Source organism: Micromonospora sp. WMMD1120, assembly GCF_029626235.1.
Lineage (GTDB): Bacteria > Actinomycetota > Actinomycetes > Mycobacteriales > Micromonosporaceae > Micromonospora.
Genome location: NZ_JARUBO010000005.1, coordinates 2,558,861 through 2,577,562, shown reverse-complemented (window position 1 = coordinate 2,577,562; position 18,702 = coordinate 2,558,861). Strand labels below are relative to the sequence as shown.

17 protein-coding genes are annotated in these 18,702 nt (G+C 72.1%); 6 read left to right on the top strand and 11 right to left on the bottom strand.

The window, feature by feature from the left end; all coding sequences use genetic code 11:
- From O7634_RS12200 to O7634_RS12185, 4 genes are all read left to right on the top strand, one after another.
- Positions 1-624: a bifunctional 4-hydroxy-2-oxoglutarate aldolase/2-dehydro-3-deoxy-phosphogluconate aldolase gene (locus O7634_RS12200; RefSeq protein ID WP_278150249.1), complete on the top strand. Its 624-nt coding sequence runs from the start codon at positions 1-3 to the stop codon at positions 622-624.
- Positions 621-1,562: a sugar kinase gene (locus O7634_RS12195; protein ID WP_278150248.1), complete on the top strand. Its 942-nt coding sequence runs from the start codon at positions 621-623 to the stop codon at positions 1,560-1,562. The genes O7634_RS12200 and O7634_RS12195 overlap by 4 nt, the downstream gene beginning before the upstream one ends.
- Positions 1,563-1,583: 21 nt before the next feature.
- Positions 1,584-2,453, top strand: a complete 870-nt coding sequence (locus O7634_RS12190; RefSeq protein WP_278150247.1) for an SMP-30/gluconolactonase/LRE family protein — start codon at positions 1,584-1,586, stop codon at positions 2,451-2,453.
- 124 nt (positions 2,454-2,577) lie between these two features.
- Positions 2,578-3,681, top strand: a complete 1,104-nt coding sequence (locus tag O7634_RS12185) for an L-dopachrome tautomerase-related protein (protein ID WP_278150246.1) — start codon at positions 2,578-2,580, stop codon at positions 3,679-3,681.
- 25 nt (positions 3,682-3,706) lie between these two features.
- Here the strand turns inward: O7634_RS12185 and O7634_RS12180 are convergent, their stop codons facing one another.
- The 9 genes from O7634_RS12180 to O7634_RS12140 all read right to left on the bottom strand — a co-directional run bounded on the left by O7634_RS12180 (position 3,707) and on the right by O7634_RS12140 (position 16,327).
- Positions 3,707-4,462 carry a dienelactone hydrolase family protein gene (locus O7634_RS12180; RefSeq protein ID WP_278150245.1) on the bottom strand — a complete coding sequence of 252 codons (756 nt, stop codon included), beginning with the start codon at positions 4,460-4,462 and terminating at the stop codon, positions 3,707-3,709.
- 98 nt (positions 4,463-4,560) lie between these two features.
- Positions 4,561-6,558: an FAD-dependent oxidoreductase gene (locus O7634_RS12175; RefSeq protein ID WP_278153949.1), complete on the bottom strand. Its 1,998-nt coding sequence runs from the start codon at positions 6,556-6,558 to the stop codon at positions 4,561-4,563.
- 105 nt (positions 6,559-6,663) lie between these two features.
- On the bottom strand, positions 6,664-7,344 hold the full coding sequence (locus O7634_RS12170; RefSeq protein WP_278150244.1) for a response regulator: 681 nt from the start codon (positions 7,342-7,344) through the stop codon (positions 6,664-6,666).
- Entirely contained in the window at positions 7,341-9,890 is a 2,550-nt protein-coding gene (locus O7634_RS12165; RefSeq protein ID WP_278150243.1) for a sensor histidine kinase KdpD, read from the bottom strand. The genes O7634_RS12170 and O7634_RS12165 overlap by 4 nt, the downstream gene beginning before the upstream one ends.
- A gap of 73 nt (positions 9,891-9,963) precedes the next feature.
- Positions 9,964-10,845, bottom strand: coding sequence for a potassium-transporting ATPase subunit C (locus O7634_RS12160; RefSeq protein WP_278150242.1), 882 nt, complete (start codon positions 10,843-10,845; stop codon positions 9,964-9,966).
- Positions 10,845-13,055, bottom strand: coding sequence for a potassium-transporting ATPase subunit KdpB (gene kdpB / locus O7634_RS12155; protein WP_278150241.1), 2,211 nt, complete (start codon positions 13,053-13,055; stop codon positions 10,845-10,847). Before kdpB ends, O7634_RS12160 begins: the two co-directional genes overlap by 1 nt.
- 20 nt (positions 13,056-13,075) lie before the next feature.
- Positions 13,076-14,731 carry a potassium-transporting ATPase subunit KdpA gene (gene kdpA / locus O7634_RS12150; RefSeq protein ID WP_278150240.1) on the bottom strand — a complete coding sequence of 552 codons (1,656 nt, stop codon included), beginning with the start codon at positions 14,729-14,731 and terminating at the stop codon, positions 13,076-13,078.
- Complete coding sequence (gene kdpF, locus O7634_RS12145) at positions 14,731-14,820, bottom strand: K(+)-transporting ATPase subunit F (RefSeq protein ID WP_278150239.1); 90 nt, start codon at positions 14,818-14,820, stop codon at positions 14,731-14,733. Before kdpF ends, kdpA begins: the two co-directional genes overlap by 1 nt.
- A 466-nt stretch (positions 14,821-15,286) precedes the next feature.
- Positions 15,287-16,327: an SAM-dependent methyltransferase gene (locus tag O7634_RS12140; RefSeq protein WP_278150238.1), complete on the bottom strand. Its 1,041-nt coding sequence runs from the start codon at positions 16,325-16,327 to the stop codon at positions 15,287-15,289.
- A gap of 72 nt (positions 16,328-16,399) precedes the next feature.
- On the opposite strand from O7634_RS12140, the gene O7634_RS12135 reads away from it, so the two are divergent.
- Positions 16,400-17,221 carry a zf-HC2 domain-containing protein gene (locus O7634_RS12135; RefSeq protein ID WP_278150237.1) on the top strand — a complete coding sequence of 274 codons (822 nt, stop codon included), beginning with the start codon at positions 16,400-16,402 and terminating at the stop codon, positions 17,219-17,221.
- A gap of 63 nt (positions 17,222-17,284) precedes the next feature.
- On the opposite strand, the gene O7634_RS12130 is transcribed toward O7634_RS12135, so the two are convergent.
- Both O7634_RS12130 and O7634_RS12125 read right to left on the bottom strand, forming a co-directional pair.
- A complete protein-coding gene (locus O7634_RS12130; RefSeq protein WP_278150236.1) occupies positions 17,285-17,929 on the bottom strand; it encodes a TetR/AcrR family transcriptional regulator in 645 nt (214 codons plus the stop codon).
- Between the two features lie 60 nt (positions 17,930-17,989).
- Complete coding sequence (locus O7634_RS12125; RefSeq protein WP_278150235.1) at positions 17,990-18,247, bottom strand: hypothetical protein; 258 nt, start codon at positions 18,245-18,247, stop codon at positions 17,990-17,992.
- Positions 18,248-18,404: 157 nt separating this feature from the next.
- On the opposite strand from O7634_RS12125, the gene O7634_RS12120 reads away from it, so the two are divergent.
- A complete protein-coding gene (locus O7634_RS12120) occupies positions 18,405-18,623 on the top strand; it encodes a hypothetical protein (RefSeq protein ID WP_347404248.1) in 219 nt (72 codons plus the stop codon).
- Positions 18,624-18,702 lie beyond the last annotated feature (79 nt).

Genomic DNA, 18,702 nt, shown 5'->3' with positions numbered 1-18,702 from the left:
GTGCTGAACCTGCTCGACGAGCTGCGTACCCATCGGCTGCTGGCCATCGTGCGCGGCCCGGACCCGGCGGCGGCGCTGACCGCCGTGCTCACCCTGGCCGAGAGCGGCGTCGCGCTCGTCGAGATCTCGTTGACCAGCGCCGACGCGCTCGACACCATCCGGCGGGCCCGCGCCTCCCTCGGCCCGGGTTTCGCCCTGGGCGCGGGCACCGTGCTCAGCGCCGAGGACGCCCACGCGGCGGCCGACGCGGGCGCTGGTTTCCTGGTCACCCCGGCCCTCGCGGCGAGCCTCGCCGAGGGCCGCCGGCTCGGGCTGCCGGTCCTCGCCGGCGCCCTCACCCCCACCGAGGTGGTGCAGGCCACCGATGGCGGCGCCACGGCGGTCAAGCTGTTCCCCGCCTCCCTCGGTGGCCCCGGCTACCTCGGCGCGCTGCGGGACCCGTTCCCCGGCACCCCGTTCGTGCCGGTCGGCGGGGTCGACGCGGACGGCGCGCGACGCTACCTCGACCGGGGCGCGACAGCGGTCGGCGTCGGCTCCCCGCTGCTCGGCGACGCCGTCCGGGGCGGTGACCCGGCGGCGCTGCGCGAGCGCGCCGCCGCCTTCCTCGCGGCGGTCCGGCCGTGATCGACCTGCTCACCCTCGGCGAGACGATGGCGGCCTTCCGCACCACCGGCCCGCTGCGGCTGGGCGGCACCGCCGGGATCTCCGTCGCCGGGTCCGAGTCGAACGTGGCGATCGGCCTGGCCCGGCTCGGTCACCGAGCCGCCTGGGTCGGTGTCACCGGGGCCGACGAGCCCGGCGAGCTGGTCCGCCGCACGTTGCGCGCGGAGAACGTCGACCTCACCTGGTCCCGGGTCGACGCCACCGCGCCCACCGGCCTGATCCTCTTCGAGAACCGGGTCGCCGACATCAACCGGGTCACCTACCACCGCGCCGGATCGGCCGGCTCCCGGTTGGGCCCGCAGGACGTGGCCCGCGCCTTCGCCGCGCCCGGCGCACCGCCCCGGCTGCTGCACGTCACAGGCATCACCTGCGCGCTCGGCGAGGAGCCGTACCGGGCGGTGGTGGAGGCGGTGCGCCGCGCCCGGGCGGCGGGCAGCACCGTCTGCCTGGACGTCAACCACCGGCAGCGGCTCTGGTCGGTGGCCGAGGCCGCCGCCGCGCTGCGACCCCTGCTGCCCTCGATCGACCTGGTGATCGCCTCCGACGACGAGCTGGCCGTGCTCTCGGACGAGACCGACCCGGTCCGGGCGGTGCTCTCCGCCGGGGTGACCGAGGTCGTGGTCAAGCACGGTGCCGGCGGGGCGACCAGCCACCGCGCCACCGGCACCGACCACCGCCCGGCCCGGACGGTGCCGGTGGTGGACACCGTCGGGGCGGGCGACGCGTTCGTGGCCGGGCTGCTCTCCGGCTGGCTCGACGGCGCCGACGCACCGGACCGGCTGGACCGGGCCGTCACCACCGGCGCGTTCGCTGTCGCCACCCGGGGCGACTGGGAGGGCCTGCCCGGCCGCGACGAGTTGGCGCTGCTCGACCACGAGCCGGGCGGTACGGTCCGCTGACGACCCCTGGGAGGAGCCACAATGGAGCTGACCGAACCGACCGTCTGGAGCGACGACCGGCTCGAGCTGGGCGAGGGCCTACGCTGGGTCGACGACCGCCTGGTCCTCGTCGACCTGCTGGCCGGCCGACTGCTGGAGACCGACGGCGACGCCCCCGCCCCGCTGCGCGAGGTGCGCCGGCTCGACGTACCGCTGGGCGCGGTCGCCCCGGTGGCCGACCGGCCCGGTGCGTGGCTGGCCGCCGCCGGCACCGGCGTCACGCTGCTGCCCGCCACCGGGGAGCCCCGACCGGTCGCCGACCTGGTCGGCGACGCGGCCGAGCCCACCCGGATGAACGACGCCGTCGCCGACCCGCACGGCCGTTTCTGGGCCGGCAGCATGACGTACGCGGCGGTGCCCGGCGAGGGCACGCTGTTCCGGCTCACCCCGGGCGCGGCACCGGTGCCCGCGGTGACCGGGCTGACCATTCCGAACGGGCCGGCGTTCGACGCCGACGGCACCACCATGTACCTGGCCGACACGCCGCGCGGCGAGATCGACAGGTTCACCGTCGACCCGGCGACCGGGGAGCTGAGCGGACGCGAGCCGTTCCTGCGGTTGCCCTCCGCCGACGGCGGCCCGGACGGCATGACGCTCGACGCGGCCGGGCACCTCTGGATCGCGCTGTGGGGCGGCGCCGCGGTACGCCGCTACCGACCCGACGGCACTCTCGACCGGGAGATCCGGCTCCCGGCCCGGCAACCGGCCGGCATCTGCCTGGGCGGCCCCGACCTGCGTCGACTCTTCGTCGGCACCGCACGGGTGGGGCTGGACACGCCGGGCCGGGAGGACGGAGCGCTGCTCGCTGTGGACGTCCCGGTCCCCGGCCTGCCCGCCGTGCCGGCACGCTGACACCAGCGCTGAGCGCCGGCTCGGACCACCGCGAGGCATATCGGACGGCCGGGCGGGAATAGCCGTTGTCGGAGCGCGGCAACCGACCGGCAGGGGGAACGATGAGCACCGTGGGACGGGCGTCATGAACGGGCCGGTCGGCGACGAGCCGCTCGGCGAGTTGGAGCTGGTGCACACCTTTACCGGCCCGATGCCGACCGGGGTGAGCGTCTCGCACCGGGGCCGGATCTTCGTCAACTTCCCGAAGTGGGGGGACGAGGTTCCGGCCACCGTCGTCGAAGTGCGCGACGGTCAGGAGGTGCCCTATCCCGACCAGGCGTGGAACGACCCGTCCGGCGACGACGACGCGGGCGCGTTCGTGTCGGTGCAGAGCATCGTGGTGGACCCGGCCGACCGGCTCTGGGTTCTGGACACCGGCAGCCCGATGTTCCGGCCCACCAGGCCGGGCGGCCCGAAGCTGGTCCGTGTCGACCTGGAAACCGACACGGTGGCCCAGGTCATCACCTTTCCGGCGGACGTGGCGCTGCCGACGACGTACCTCAACGACGTCCGCTTCGACCTGCGCCGTGGCGAGGCCGGCGTCGCGTACATCACCGACTCGGCCAACACCGGACCGAACGGGATCATCGTCGTCGACCTGGCCAGCGGCGCGTCCTGGCGGCGGCTGCACGACCACCCGTCCACCAAGGCGGAGCCGCTGGCGACGTTCCGCCCGGTGGTCGAGGGTCGGCCGTTTCTGGAACGCCCGGCGGACGGGCCGCCGAAGCCCCTCACGATGGGCTCGGACGGGATCGCCATCTCCGCAGACGGCAGCCGGCTGTACTACTGCCCGCTGGCGTCCCGACGCCTGCACAGCGTCTCCACCGAGGCGCTGGCCGACCCGGGCGTCACCCAGGAGGCGGTCGCCGCGACAGTGGTCGACGAGGGCGACAGGGGCACCGCCTCGGACGGGCTGGAGAGCGACGACGCGGGACGGCTCTACCTCACCTCGTACGAGCACAACGCGGTGCTGCGCCGGCTGCCGGACGGCGAGTACGAGACGCTGGTCCACGACCCGAGGCTGCTCTGGCCGGACACCATGTCGGTGGCCACCGACGGGCACCTGTACGTCACCGCCAACCAACTGCACCGGCAGCCGCAGTACCAGCGCGGCCAGGACCTGCGGCGCAAGCCGTACGCCCTGTTCCGCACCCGGATCGACGCCGGGCCGGTGCTGCTGCGCCGCTGAGCGCGCGCCGGACGGGGTGCGTGTTTCACCTGACGGGCAGGGTACGGTCCAGCAGGTCGAACAGCGCCGCCCAGTGGCGCTCGGTGGCCCGCTCGTCGTACATCGGGGTGTCCGCCATGGTGAAACCGTGGTGCGCGCCCTCGTACACCTCGGAGCGGTAGCGCACCCCGGCGGCGTCGAGCGCGCTCTCCAGCGTGGCGATCTGCTCCGCCGTCATCGACTGGTCGGCGTCGGCGTGTCCGAAGTACACCTCACCGGTGATCGAGCCGACGCCCCGGTGCGGGCTGTCCGGCGCGTCGGTGACGATGTGCCCGCCGTGGAAGCTGGCGACAGCGGCGATCCGGTCCGGGTGCGCCTCGATGGCCCGCAGCGCGTTCGTGCCGCCCATGCAGTAACCGGTGATCACGACCGGACCGGGCCGGACGTCGTCCCGGGCGGCCAGGAAGTCGAGGTACGCCTCGGTGTCCCGGCTGATCAGGTCGGCGGTCAACGCGTGGATCAGCGGCACGGCCTTCGCGAAGATGGCGGCCCGCCCGTCGGCCTCACCGAGGCGGGACAGGTCGGACAGCGGTGCCCGCCCGCCCCGGTAGAGCAGGTGGGGCGTCAGCACGAGGTAGCCGCGGGCGGCGATCCGCTCGGCCATCTCCACCAGGCGCGGTCGCGGCCCGATGGCGTCCATGAAGAACAGCACCGCCGGGAACGGGCCGTCGCCGTCGGGTCGGGTGACCGACGCGTCCGCCATCCCGTCGCCGGTCGGGATGTCCACAGTCGTTGTCTGCACCGGGCCTCCTCGTTCGAGAGTCGATCGTCAGGAACGCTACCCGCCACGCGGCCACCCGGCTCGGCAGCAGGCGATCGGCGTTCCGCGGGCCCGGTCGGTCAGGCACGGACGAAGCGCACCGCGTCGGCGATCACGTGGCCGTCGGTGCCCTCGGTACGGATCAGCACGCTCCCGTCGCTGCCGGCGGTGAAGGGGTAGGTGCCCAGCGCCACCCACTGGCCCCCGGACTGCCGCTGGTCCACGGTCCGGGTGGCCACCCCGCCGGAGTACGCGATGTCCACCGGCACGTTCGTCGCCCGGTTCGGGTCGGCGGTCCAGCGCAACTGCACGGTCCACGAGCCGGAGACCGGCAGGGTCGGGCGGAACCGCAGCCGGTTGACGCCCTTGCCGGTGTTGCCGTCGTGCTCGTAGTCGGGGCCGTAGTAGCCGCCGATGCTGGTGCTGCGCAGCCACGTCCCGGCCCGGGTGATCCCGCTGGACGCCGCGTTGTCCAGGATCACCTCGCTGGTCGAACCCCACTCCAGCACCGCGCCGTCCTGCCGCAGCCGGGCCTGCAGGGCGGGCACCGACACCGCCTGCACGGCGAGGTTGCCGGCGAGCGCCAGCGACGCGGCGGTGGCCGCGGCCTGCCCAAGGATCATGAACACCGGCTCCATGCGGATCGAGCCGTACGCGATGTGGCTCGCCGACAGGCAGACCGGCACCAGCAGGTTGGCGCACTGGGCCTGGTGCGGCACTATCGACCGGTAGCTCACCGGGTACGGCGCCGGCACCCCGATCTGCACGTCGCCCTCGTTGCGCACCTTGCCGTCGACCACCACCCGCTGGCAGTTGTGCGAGTCCATCGTGTAACTGGCCAGGCCCACCGAGTCGGTGGCCCGCACCCGACCCCGGCAGTCCGCCTCGGTCATCACGTACGCGGAGACCATCCGGCGGGCCTCCCGGATGTAGAGCAGCGGCGGCCAGCCGCCGGTGCCGGTGAACTCGTCGACCGGCAGGCCCCACCGTGCTGTCGACTCGCGCACCGTCGCCGGCAGCCGGGGGTCGTTGGCCAGGAACCACATCAGCCCCTGCTGGTAGCTGCGGTGCTCGGCGATGATGCTCTCCCGTACCGCCCAGCTCGCCGTCGGGTACGCGTGGTTGAAACCGATGTGGTCGGTGGAGACGGCCCCGTTGTTGTTGGAATCGGTCTTTCCGCCGCCGATCGAGTGGGTGGTGAAGTACGGGCCGGCGAAGCCCGCCTGGATGTGTCGCAGCAGCAGCTCGTACTCGATCGGGTCATAGTCGGACGGCCGGGCGAACGGGATGCGGTTGGCCGCCTGGGTCAGGCACATCCGGAAGCAGTACGCCTGGATCAGGTCGTCGCCGCTGCCCTGCGGGGCGAGCGGGGTGGCGGAGATGCCCGGCAGCAGACCGCTGGCCGGCGAGCCGGCGGTGACGTACGGGTCGACGGGATAGACGAACTGGTGGGTGTTGCGGGACTGCACCCCGTTTATCGTCTCGCCGTAGGTGTCGTTCGACTCCCGCCCGACGGTGAACCCGACGCCGGCCATGGCCAGCAGGTCGCCCTCGTAGGTGGCGTCGACGAACATCCCACCCCGGTAGACCGAGCCGTCCTCGGTGCGCAGTTCGGTGATCCGGTTGCCGCTGCGGCCGACACCGGCCAGCCGCGCGCCGACGACCACCGGCACACCTGCCTCGGCCAGCATCTCCGCGAAGATCTCGGTGGCGACGTGCGGCTCGAAGGTCATCCGCAGCGGCGAGGTCGGCGTGAGCGTCCCGCCGTGGTATTTCACGTACACCCGGCGGTAGAACTCGGCGGCCAGCCCGCCGATGGACGCCTGCACGCCGGTGTCGGTCGCGCCCAGACCGGCGGTGCTCAGCCCGCCGACGTGGGTCGTCGGCTCGACGACGACGGCGGTACGGCCGAGCCGGCGCATGGTGATCGCGGCGGCCAGACCGCCGGAGGTGGCGCCGTAGACGACGAGGTCGGCGGTGGTGACGGCGGCCCAGGCCGGGCGGGACGGGCCGGCGAGCCCGACGAGGACGAGGCCGGCGCCGCCGGCGGTCAGCAGTCGGCGGCGGGACACTGGCATTGACACGGCGAACTCCCGTTGGGTAACCGGAGGGGACGGTTACAGAAGCACGCCGCTGCCGCTGCTAACGAGATTCTTCAATCTCTGTCGATGGGTGTCAACCGATCAGGGGCGGTAGCGGTAACCCATTCCCGGCTCGGTGATGAGGTGCCGGGGGCGGGCCGGGTCGTCCTCCAGCTTGCGCCGCAACTGGGCCAGGTACTGCCGCAGGTAGTTGGTCTCGTTCTGGTACTCCGGCCCCCAGACGTCATGGAGGAGTTGCCGCTGGCTGACCAGCTTGCCGGGGTGGCGCAGCAACTTCTCCAGCACGCTCCACTGGATGGGGGTCAGCTTGACCTCGGTGCCGTCGTCGCGCCGCACGCTGTGGTCGGCCAGGTCGACGGTGTGCCGGCCGATCCGCAGCGCGGGCACCGCCTCGCTGGGCGCGCCGAGCCGGCGGGTCACCGCCCGGATGCGGGCCAGCAGCTCCTCCACCCCGAACGGCTTGGTCACGTAGTCGTCGGCGCCCGCGTCGAGCGCCGCGACCTTGTCCTCGCTGCCGGCCCGACCGGAGAGCACGATGATCGGCACCGCCGTCCACCCGCGCAGGCCCCGGATCACCTCGACCCCGTCGATGTCGGGCAGGCCGAGATCCAGCACCACCAGGTCGGGCGGGTGGCTGGCGGCGGCCTTCAGGGCGGCGGCCCCGGTGCCGGCGATGTCCACGTCGTAGCGGCGGGCACGCAGGTTGATCCGCAGGGCACGCACGATCTGCGGCTCGTCGTCGACGACCAGGATGCGTGTCATTCCTGCGGCTCCTCCGCGCTGGTCTGGGCGGCCGGCAGCCGCAGCACCATGGTGAGCCCACCGCCGGGGGTGGTCTCCGGGGTGATGCTGCCACCCATCGCCTCGGCCAACCCCCTGGACAGGGCGAGCCCGAGGCCGACGCCGGTCTGGTTGTCCCGGTCACCGAGGCGCTGGAACGGCAGGAACACGTGCTCCCACTGGTCCTCCGGGATGCCCGGCCCCCTGTCGATCACCCGCAGCTCGACCTGGCCGGCGTGCGCGCTGGCGGTGATCGTGGGCGGCTGGTCGGGCGGGCTGTGGCGCAGCGCGTTGGCGACGATGTTGACGAGCACCCGCTCCAGCAGGCCCGGGTCGGCGGTGGCCGCCGGCAGGTCGGCCGGGATGTCCGTGCCGACCGTCGCGGCCGCCGGGCCAAGTTCGTCGAGCGCCAGGGGTACGGCGTCCTCCAGACCGATGTGGGTCGTGGTGATGCCGAGGACACCGGCCTGGAGACGACTCATGTCCAGCAGGTTGGCGACCAGCCGGGCGAGACGGTCCAGCGACTCCTCGGCGGTCGCCAGCAACTCCTCGCGGTCGGACTCGTCGAACTCGATGTCGTGGCTGCGCAGGCTGGTCACCGCCGCCTTCGCGGACGCCAGCGGCGTACGCAGGTCGTGGCTGACCGCCGCGAGCAGCGCGGTGCGCATCCGGTCCGCTTCGGCGAGGGGTCGGGCGGTGGCCGCCTCCTCGGCGAGCCGTTCCTGGCGCAGCGCGACGGCGGCCTGCGCGGCGAACGCCTCGACGATGCGCCGGTCGGCGGCCTCCAGCCGCCGGCCGCAGAGCACGACGGTGATCCGGTCGTCGACCGGGACGGTCGTCTCACCGCTTCCCGGGGTGCAGGGCGGGCTGTCGCCGACGCTGGCCGCCACGGTCCAGGCGTGCTCCTCGCGGGCCCGCTCCGGGCGGCCACCGGCCTCCTCGGCCAGTTCCAGCACGCTCACGGCGCGCAGCCCGAAGGTTTCCCGCAGCTGTTCGAGCAGGGCGGGCAGCGGGCGCTCGCCGCGCAGCACGCCGCCGGCGATGGCGGCGAGGGTCTGCGCGTCGGCGGCGGCGCGGGCCGCCTCCCGGGTACGCCGGGCGGCCACGTCGACGACCCAGCTCACCGCCAGCGCCACCCCGACGAAGACGGCCAGGGCGAGCAGGTTGTCCGCCTCGGCGATGGTCAGGGTGCGGTACGGCGGGGTGAAGAACCAGTTCAGCAGCAGTGACCCGCCGAGCGCGGCCACCAGGGCCGGCCACACCCCGCCGACCAGCGCGACCCCGATGACCCCGGCGAGGAAGAGCAGGATGTCGTTGGTCAGGGTCAGGTCGGGCAGCGTCTTCAGCAGCACCGTGAGCAGCGGCATGCCCAGCACGGCCAGGGCGAAGCCGAGCAGCCGGCGACGGCGGGACAGCGCGGCCGGCACCGCCGCCGCCCGGCGGCCCTTGCCGGCCTGCTTGTGGGTGACCAGGTGCACGTCGATCGAGCCGGAGAGCGCTGTGGTGGTCACCCCGACACCTCGGGAGAAGAACTGCGCGAAGCGGCCCCGGCGGCTGGCGCCGAGCACCAACTGGGTGGCGTTCACGCCCCTGGCGAAGTCGAGCAGCGCGGCCGGCACGTCGGTGCCGAGCACCTGGTGGTACGTGCCGCCCAGGCTCTCCACCAGCACCCGCTGCCGGGCCAACTGGGCCGGGTCGGCGCCGGCCAGGCCGTCGCTGCGCGCCACGTGCACGGCGAGCAGGTCGGCGCCCTTGCTGCGGGCCGCCACCCGGGCCGCCCGGCGGATCAGCGTCTCGCCCTCCGGGCCACCGGTCAGCGCGACCACCACCCGTTCCCGGGCCTCCCAGGTGGCCGCGATGCCCTGCTGGCTGCGGTAGCGGTCGAGCTGTTCGTCGACCTTGTCGGCCAGCCAGAGCAGCGCCAGCTCGCGCAGCGCGGTGAGGTTGCCGACCCGGAAGTAGTTGCCCAGCGCGGCGTCGATCTTGTCGGGTCGGTAGATGTTGCCGTGCGCCATCCGCCGACGCAGCGCCTCGGGCGTCATGTCGACGAGCTCGACCTGCTCGGCCGCGCGGACGATCTCGTCCGGCACGGTCTCCCGCTGGGTGGTGCCGGTGATCTGCGCGACCACGTCGTTCACCGACTCCAGGTGCTGCACGTTGACTGTCGACAGCACGTCGATCCCCGCGTCCAGCAGTTGCTGGACGTCCTGCCACCGTTTCTCGTGCCGGGAACCGGGCACGTTGCTGTGCGCCAGCTCGTCGACGACGGCGATCTCCGGCCGGCGGGCCAACACGGCGTCCAGGTCCATCTCGGTGAACTCGACGCCCCGGTACTCCAGCACGCGGCGGGGCACCTGCTCCAGGTCGCCGATCATCGCCGCGGTGTGTTGACGACCGTGGGTCTCCACGAAACCGATCACCACGTCGGTGCCGCGTGCGGCCCGCCGTTGGGCCTCCTCCAACATGGCGTACGTCTTGCCGACGCCGGGGGCGGCCCCGAGATAGATGCGCAGTTCTCCGCGTGGCACGGGGACCATCCTCCCTGCTCAGATCGGCGGGCGGGGCCGTGCCCGTCGGCACCGCCCCGCCCGCGTCGCGCTCTCAGCGCGCGGCGAACCGCCGGTCGAGGGCGATGTTGAGTTCCAGCACGTTCACACCGGGCTCCCCCATGAACCCGAGCGACCGTCCGGTGGTGTTCTCCTCGACCAGCTTGCGGACCGCCGCCGGGTCCGCGCCGCGCTCGCGCGCGACCCGGTTCACCTGTAGCTCGGCGTACGCCGGGCTGATCTGCGGGTCGAGGCCGCTGCCGCTGGCGGTGACCGCGTCGGCGGGCACCGCCGGCTTCTCCGGCGCGTCGCCCCGGATCGGAGTGATCAGACCACCCTCGGCCACGTAGTCCCGGTCGGGTTGGGCCAGCTCCACCGTGACCCCCTGGTACGAGGAGACGAACGGGGTGGCCGGGGCGACCTGGTTGACGCTGACCACCCGGGTGACCGGGCCGGTCAGACCGTCCGCGCGGAAGACCGCGAGCACCGCGCCCACCCCGTCGTCGGTGCAGAACGGCCGGCTTCCGTCGACGCCGTTCAGCTCGCCGACCGCCTTGCTGCGTGCGCAGACCTGGGTCAGCAGGCTTTCGCTGGACTCCTCGGGGTCGCTGGCGATGGTGTCGACGACGCTCTCCGGGCCGAGGTTGCTGGCCGAGGTGGACGTCGGGTCGTAGCCGTCACCGGCGGCGGACGGACGGGACTGGAAGTAGCGCGGCACGGGGTTGCCGTCCGCGTCGGTGAAGGACTGCCCGATCAGCGAACTGCCGACGGTGCTGCCGCCGACCTCGATCAGTGAACCGTCGGCCTTGTGGTTGAGGCCGGGCAGTTGACCGACCGCGACCAGGACCAGCGGATAGACCAGGCCGAGCAGCACGGTGAAGACGAGTACGGCACGCAGCGCGGCGAGGTGTTGGGCGATCCAGGTGGGTAGACGCATCACGAAATCCCCGGAATGAACTGGATGAGCAGGTCGATGAGCTTGATCCCGATGAACGGGACGATGATTCCGCCCAGCCCGTAGACCAGCAGGTTGCGGCTGAGCAGCTTCGACGCCGCGGACGGCCGGTACCGCACGCCGCGCAGGGCGAGCGGGATCAGCGCGATGATCACCAGGGCGTTGAAGATGACAGCGGACAGGATCGCCGACTCCGGGCTGGCCAGCCGCATGATGTTCAGCGCGTCCAGGCTCGGGTAGAGGCCGGCGAACATGGCCGGGATGATCGCGAAGTACTTCGCTATGTCGTTCGAGATGCTGAACGTGGTCAGCGCGCCGCGGGTGATCAGCAACTGCTTGCCGATCTCCACGATCTCGATCAGCTTGGTCGGGTCGGAGTCGAGGTCGACCATGTTGCCGGCCTCCTTGGCGGCCGACGTGCCGGTGTTCATCGCCACCCCGACGTCGGCCTGGGCGAGCGCCGGCGCGTCGTTGGTGCCGTCACCGGTCATCGCGACCAGCCGGCCGCCCTCCTGCTCCCGCTTGATCAGCGCGAGCTTGTCCTCCGGCGTCGCCTCGGCCAGGAAGTCGTCCACCCCGGCCTCGTCGGCGATCGCCTTCGCGGTACGCGGGTTGTCACCGGTGATCATCACGGTCCGGATGCCCATCCGGCGCATCTCGTCGAACCGCTCCCGCATCCCGGACTTGACCACGTCCTTGAGGTGGATGACACCCAGCGCGCGGGCCGGCTCACCGTCGACGTGCTCGGCGACCACCAGCGGGGTGCCGCCGGTGCCGCTGATCGCGTCCACGATCTCGCCGACCTGCTCGGTCGGGTGACCGCCGTTCTCGCGTACCCACTTCATCACCGCGGCGGCCGCGCCCTTGCGGACCCGGCGGCCGCTGCCCGACGCGCCGCCGTCCACGCTGGCGTCCGGGGTCAGGTCGACGCCGCTCATCCGGGTCTGCGCGGTGAACGGCACGAAGGTGGCGTGCGGCATCACGCCGGGCTCGCGTTCGCGCAGCCCGAACTCGTTCTTCGCCAGGACGACCACCGAGCGCCCCTCCGGGGTCTCGTCGGCCAGGCTGGAGAGCTGGGCGGCGTCGGCCACCGTCGCGGCGTCGACGCCCTGGACCGGCACGAACTCGGCGGCCTGCCGGTTGCCGAGCGTGATGGTGCCGGTCTTGTCCAGCAGCAGGGTGTTGACGTCGCCGGCCGCCTCGACGGCCCGGCCGCTCATCGCCAGGACGTTGCGCTGGACGAGGCGGTCCATGCCGGCGATGCCGATGGCCGACAGCAGCGCGCCGATGGTGGTGGGGATCAGGCAGACCAGCAGCGAGACCAGCACGACACCTGTGACACCGGAGTTGGTGATCGCCCCGCTGTCCGGCGCGGCGGCCTGGTACGCCTTGGAGAAAATCGCCAGCGGTTGGAGGGTGACGACGGCCAGCAGGAAGATGACCGTGAGCGCGGCGAGCAGGATGTTCAGCGCGATCTCGTTCGGCGTCTTCTGCCGGTTGGCGCCCTCGACCAGGGCGATCATCCGGTCGATGAAGCTCTCCCCCGGCTTCTGGGTGATCTTCACGATGATCCGGTCGGACAGCACCTTGGTGCCGCCGGTGACAGCGCTGCGGTCGCCGCCGGACTCCCGGATGACCGGGGCCGACTCGCCGGTGATGGCCGACTCGTCGACGCTGGCGATGCCCTCGACGATGTCCCCGTCACCGGGGATGATGCCGCCCGCCTCGACCAGCACGATGTCGCCCTGGCGCAGTTGCGGCGCGGGGACGGCCTCGTCGCGGTAGGCGTTGGCCCTGGCGCCGGGCTTCCAGTCGAGCAGCCGGGTGGCGATGGTGTCCTGTTTGGCCCGCCGCAGCGCGGCGGCCTGGGCCTTGCCCCGGCCCTCCGCGACCGCCTCGGCCAGGTTGGCGAAGAGCACTGTCAGCCAGAGCCAGATGGTGATCGCCCAGGCGAACACCGACGGGTCGAGCACCGCCAGGACTGTGGTGAAGGCAGCGCCGACCTCGACGATCAGCATCACCGGGTTACGCCACAGCGTGGTCGGGTCGAGCTTGCGGAGCGCGTCCGGCAGGGACCGGACCAGTTGCTTCGGGTCGAGCAGTCCCCCGCCGACCCGGTCACCCTGGATGGCCGGGGTACCGGCGGTGGCGGCGTCCGCCGCGCCGTGCGGCGCCGGCGTAGACGTGGTCATGTCCTTCTCTCTCATGATGGTCACAGCCCTTCGGCCAGCGGGCCGAGCGCGAGCGCGGGCAGGAAGGTCAGCGCGACGAGGACGACGGTGACGCCGACGACCATGCCGATGAACAGCGGTCGGTGGGTCGGCAGGGTGCCCTCGGACGCGGGGGTGGGTGCCTGGCGGGCCAGCGATCCGGCCAGCGCGAGCACGAAGATGAGCGGCAGGAACCGGCCCAGCAGCATGCACAACCCGAGCGCGGTGTCCCACCAGGTGGTGTTGACGGTGATGCCGGCGAAGGCGGAGCCGTTGTTGTTGCTGGCCGAGGTGAACGCATAGAGCACCTCGGAGAGGCCGTGCGGGCCGACGTTGAGCGCCGTGGAGTTGTTGCCGGTGGCGAACGCGGCCGCCGTACCGACCAGCACCAGGATCGGCGTGATCAGAAAGTACAGCGAGGCGAACTTGATCTCCCGGGAGCCGATCTTCTTGCCCAGGTACTCGGGCGTGCGGCCCACCATCAGGCCGGCCACGAAGACCGTGATCACCGCGAGGATCAGCAGGCCGTACAGGCCGGAACCGACACCGCCGGGCGCGACCTCGCCGAGCATCATGTTGACCATGGCCATCATGCCGCCGAGCGAGGTGAACGAGTCGTGGAACGAGTTCACCGCGCCGGTCGAGGTGAGCGTGGTGGCGGCGGCGAAGGTGGCCGAGTTCGACACGTCGAACCGCACCTCCTTGCCCTCCAGCGCCGCGCCGATCGCCTGCGGCACAGTGCCGTGGCCGGCCAGCTCGAACACGTTGGTCAGCGTGATGCTGACCAGCGCGAGGACGCCCATCACCGCGGCGATGGCGTAGCCCTGCCGGTTCTGCCCGACCATCCGGCCGAAGACCCGGGGCAGGCTGAACGGGATCAGCAGGATCAGGAAGATCTCCAGCCAGTTCGTCCAGGTCGTGGGGTTCTCGAACGGGTGGGCGCTGTTGACGTTGTAGAAGCCGCCGCCGTTGGTGCCCAGTTCCTTGATCACTTCCTGGCTGGCCACCGGACCGCCGGTGATGGTCTGGGTGCCGCCGGTCAGCGTGCTCACGTCGGTGCCGGCGGAGAGGTTCTGCACCGCCCCGCCGATCATCAGCGCGATGGCGCCGAGCACCGCGATCGGCAGCAGGATCCGCAGCACGATCCGGGTCAGGTCGACCCAGAAGTTGCCGAGCTGCCCGGTGCGGCTGCGGGCGAAGCCGCGCACCAGCGCGACAGCCACCGCGATGCCGACCGCCGCCGAGACGAAGTTCTGCACGGCGAGGCCGGCCATCTGCACCAGGTGGCCCATCGTCGACTCACCCGAGTACGACTGCCAGTTGGTGTTGGTCACGAACGACACTGCCGTGTTCCACGCGCCGTGCGGCACCACCGGGTCGAAGCCCAGCGACAGCCACAGGTGGTTCTGCACCCGCTGGAACAGGTAGAGGAAGAGGACCGAGACCGCGGAGAACGCCAGCACGCTGCGGGCGTAGACGCCCCAGGTCTGCTCGGCGGTCGGGTTGACCCCGACGAGTCGGAAAATGCCCCGCTCGACGCGCGACTGCCCGGTTCCGGAGACCGCCCGGAACATGTAGTCGCCGAACGGCTTGTAGACGGCGACGAGCGCCACCACCAGCGCCAGCACGAAGATGACGCCTGCTGTTGTCATGCTCATCAGAAGCGCTCCGGGAACAGCAGGGCGAACACCAGGAACACACCCAGTCCGATCGCCAGCACCAAGCCGACGGCGTTGACGGCGCTCACAGCTTCTCCACACCCCTCACCACGAGGGCGAGAGCCGCGAACAGCCCCACCGTCAGCAACACGAACAGCACGTCAGACACGGCTGACCTCTCCTAGCGGAAGATGTCCTCGCGACCGCCTCCCGGTCGCGCCGGGCAATCAAAGCCCCACCACCCGCCGGACGGCAGGGGTCATAACGCGACCATGACGGGACCGGGCCGTTTCTTGACGCGGTCTTCACACAGGCACCTGATCAGGTGAAATGCGGCACAGACGGGGCTGCGCTCCGAAGGGCCGGGACCGCTCACCCGCCCGCTGCTCCGCATGCCCCCTGCGGCCCCCTTTGCTTTGCACCCATTGAGGCACCGGCTACTCAGCGTGAGCGTCGCCTCCGCGGGTGCAGAGCAAAGGGGGCATAGGCGGGATTGGGTGCCCGGGCGGCGTCGCGCCCGGCGCGGCCGGGTGGTGGGGAAGGGTGCCGGGCCGTTCAGGCCGGGCGGCGGGCCACCAGCACGTCCCGCATGATCGACTGGTCGACCCGGTGCCGCAGCGCCCGGTAGGGCCCGTCGTCGACGACCGTCAGGCCCGCGTCGGACAGCGCCGCCGCCGCGTCGTCCCGACTGGCGACATGGGTGTTCCAGGAGACACCGAGGGCGCCGCCGGGGCGCAACAGCCGCGCCCACACCGGCGCGGCGTCCGCGAGCAGCGCCAGCGGGTCGCGCGAGAGACCCTGGTCGGCGGTCCGACTGCCATGCTGTACGCCGTACGGCGCGTCGGCGACCACCAGGTCGACGGTCTCCGGGCGGAAGAACTCCCCCGAGCGGGCGGTGTCCGCATTGACCACGTCCAGCACCTGCGTGCGACCGGCCTTGTGCTCCTCGCGGGTCGGGGCCAGCTCGATGCGTACCCGCCGGCCGACCACCTTGCGTTCCCGGCGCACCGGCCCCGACTCGAGCACCCGGTGCTTGACCCGCTTCTGCTTCAGCCAGGTGGTGATGAACGCCCGGTACGCCTCCACGTCCTTCTGGTCGCGCTCCACCCCGGCGGCGTCGAATCCGTACATCAGCGCCTGGTTGAGCGTGGTGCCCCGACCGCAGAGCGGGTCGAGCACCCGGAACCGCCGGCTGGTCAGCTCGCCGGCCCAGGCCGAGGCGAGCAGTGTGACGTTGAGCAGCAGCTTGGTGAACTGCTCGTTGGTCTTGCCCGGATACTTCTGGATGGTGAGCAGGTCGTCGTCGTAGCGGTCCAGACGCCGCCACTCCACCGGCCGCAGCAGCTCACCCACGAACTCGAACAGCGCGTACCCGGCGGAGAGGTTGCCCAGGGCGGCCAGGTCACCGTCGGTCAGCCCGTCGCCGGTGAACGTGACGTACGACGCGCCCCCGACGACCTCCGTGCCCATCTCGCCGATCCGGCCCTCGAGCGCCGAGCGGCCGAAGATCTCCAGCTCGGCACGGGTGAGATCGACGGCGGAACGGGCGTACACCCGATTGGTGGCGGGCAGGATGAGCAGGCCGTAACGCGTCATGATCCGGCGAGTATTCCACAACCCGTGACGGTTGCCGGGAACCGGAAGGGCCACCGGAGCGACTACCGATACATGGGGTGTGAGCAGTGGCGGGAGGTCCTGTCCGCGCAGTTGGACGGGGAGGAGACCGCCGCCGAACTGACGGCGGCGCAACGGCACCTCGATGGGTGCGCCGATTGTCGGGCCTGGTTCACGGCGGCGGTCGCGGTGACCCGTCGGGTCCGTACCCGACTGGTGGTTGAGGTGCCGGACCGGACGGCGGCGATCCTGGCCGCCGTCAGCGCGGCCCCGGCACGCCCGGCGTGGTGGCGGCGTCTGCTCGGACGCGGCCCGCTGGTGGTCGGTCTGCGCTCCGCGCTCGGGCTGCTCGGCGCGGTGCAGTTGGTGCTCGGCCTGGCCCAGGTCGGCCGGGGGGCGACCACCGACCACCTGCACCCCGCCGGCCAGCACCTGTGGCACGAGTCGGCCGCCTGGAACGTGGCCGTCGGCGCCGGCTTCCTCTTCGTGGCGCTGCGCCGCAGCCCGCCGGCCGGGCTGCTGCCGATGCTCAGCGCGTTCGTCGGCACGTTGCTGCTGCTCTCGGTGAACGACCTGGCCACCGGGTCGGTGGCTAAGGAGCGGCTGGTCAGCCACGGTTTCCTGGTGGTCGGCTACCTGATCACGGTGCTGCTGTCCCGCCCCGGTCTGCGCCCCGGTGGGCCCGCGCCGCAGCGCCAGCCGGAACGGTCCCGCTGGCGGTTCGGCGCGGACGAGGTGGACCAGCCGTTGCGGGTGGTCCGCTCCGAGCCGTACCCGGGGCAGGCCGCCAACCGATTCGCCGCACCGGCGGCGCGGACCGGTCAGACTGGCCGGGCGGCAGGTACCGGTCGGACCGACGAACGCCGGGCCGCCTGACCGGCCGAGTCAGTCCGCCTGCCGCTGGCGTGCCCGGTGGGCACGCGGGTTCCAGTCCGGCGTTCACCGACTCTTTTGCGTCACGTCCATCCCCGCGATGACCTGCGGGACCACCCGTTCCACGATCGCCAGCAGCGTGGTGGTGAGCAGCAGGTGCACCTGCGGGCGGGTAAGCGCGCCCCGCTGGAGCCACTCCCGCGCCGTCGATGTGGCCAGGCCGCAGTACGCCCTGACCATGCCGCGAAGTTCCTCGTGGTGTGCGGCCTGTCCGGCCAGCCCCACGGCGACAAGCATGCGGTCCGCGGCGACCTCCTCGGCCTCGGCGAGCACCCGCTCCACGTCGGCGTCCCCGCCCATCCCCCGCGCGGTGACCGCCGCCAACCAGGAGGTGCTGTGGCGGGACACCACGTCGAGGAACCAGGTGACGCTGGCGTCGACGCGGGTCCGCAGATCACCCTTGGGCAACCGTTCGACTGCCACCTCCGGAATCGTCACCATCACCCGGACGACTTCGAGGTAGAGATCCTTCTTCGTACCGAAGTAGTGGTTGACCAGCCCTCGGGCGACCCCCGCCGCACGGGCGACGTCGGTGGTCGACACGTCCGCGTACGGGCGCTCGCCGAACAGCCGGACCGCGCAGGCCAGGATCTGGCCGCGCCGGGCGTCCGGCTCCAACCGACGGCGGCGGGGAGCCGTCTCGACACTCATCTGCCCGACCCTAGCGGCAGCTCAGCGGTTAGCCACCGTTCTCGGTGGCCGACCCGTCGCTCAACGCGGACCCCGGCGACGCCGGACCACGTGTCGCCCGAGGTGGCGCAGATTGGACGCCTCGGAGTAGAGCGCCGCGTTTATCGCACCAACGGCGACGCCGGGCGCTCGCTGCACCCGGTCGACGTCCTGCACCACCCGGCCGATCAACGTCAGACGGCACCGGAGATCGAACAACTCCCTCCGCGCACAGTGCAGCGCCGTCTCCAGTCCCCCGACCCGCTCCCGCAACCACGCCAACTCCGTCGCCTGATCCATCCGCACCCCTCTCTAACCACGCCCACGCTGCCCACCCGATAGCGCAGCGAAACCCTTTGACCACACTCAGCCACTTTCGCCTGCCTGTCAACCCTTTTGGGGACCCCCGATCGGAGACCCCCAATCGGGGATGGTCGAACGTGCCTAGGTTCCAGGTGTGGCAGATAAGGGGCCGGGTGAGTTGATGGGGCCGTACGAGATCGGCCAACGACTCAACGTCTCCCGAAGTCGGTTCCAGCAGATCGCGATGCGGCCGAGCTTCCCGAAGCCATACCAGGAACTACGCGGCATGAAGGTGTGGCTGCGTGCCGATGTCGAGGCGTGGATCGCCGAACACCGCCCACCACGCCCCACCGACGGCGACGAAGCCGAGTAACACTCAGCCACCGACGCCCAGGCAACGCACCCGCCGGACCGCGCGCCAGCCGGCAATCTTGGACAGTTTCCGTTACCAG

Bases quoted from the DNA above. Each gene is read 5' to 3' on its own strand.
- O7634_RS12190 (WP_278150247.1), top strand. From the start codon at position 1,584: ATGGAGCTGACCGAACCGACCGTCTGGAGCGACGACCGGCTCGAGCTG.
- O7634_RS12185 (WP_278150246.1), top strand. From the start codon at position 2,578: ATGAACGGGCCGGTCGGCGACGAGCCGCTCGGCGAGTTGGAGCTGGTG.
- O7634_RS12175 (WP_278153949.1), bottom strand. From the start codon at position 6,558: ATGCCAGTGTCCCGCCGCCGACTGCTGACCGCCGGCGGCGCCGGCCTC.
- O7634_RS12170 (WP_278150244.1), bottom strand. From the start codon at position 7,344: ATGACACGCATCCTGGTCGTCGACGACGAGCCGCAGATCGTGCGTGCC.
- O7634_RS12160 (WP_278150242.1), bottom strand. From the start codon at position 10,845: ATGCGTCTACCCACCTGGATCGCCCAACACCTCGCCGCGCTGCGTGCC.
- kdpB (WP_278150241.1), bottom strand. From the start codon at position 13,055: ATGACCACGTCTACGCCGGCGCCGCACGGCGCGGCGGACGCCGCCACC.
- kdpA (WP_278150240.1), bottom strand. From the start codon at position 14,731: ATGAGCATGACAACAGCAGGCGTCATCTTCGTGCTGGCGCTGGTGGTG.
- O7634_RS12140 (WP_278150238.1), bottom strand. From the start codon at position 16,327: ATGACGCGTTACGGCCTGCTCATCCTGCCCGCCACCAATCGGGTGTAC.
- O7634_RS12135 (WP_278150237.1), top strand. From the start codon at position 16,400: ATGGGGTGTGAGCAGTGGCGGGAGGTCCTGTCCGCGCAGTTGGACGGG.
- O7634_RS12130 (WP_278150236.1), bottom strand. From the start codon at position 17,929: ATGAGTGTCGAGACGGCTCCCCGCCGCCGTCGGTTGGAGCCGGACGCC.
- O7634_RS12125 (WP_278150235.1), bottom strand. From the start codon at position 18,247: ATGGATCAGGCGACGGAGTTGGCGTGGTTGCGGGAGCGGGTCGGGGGA.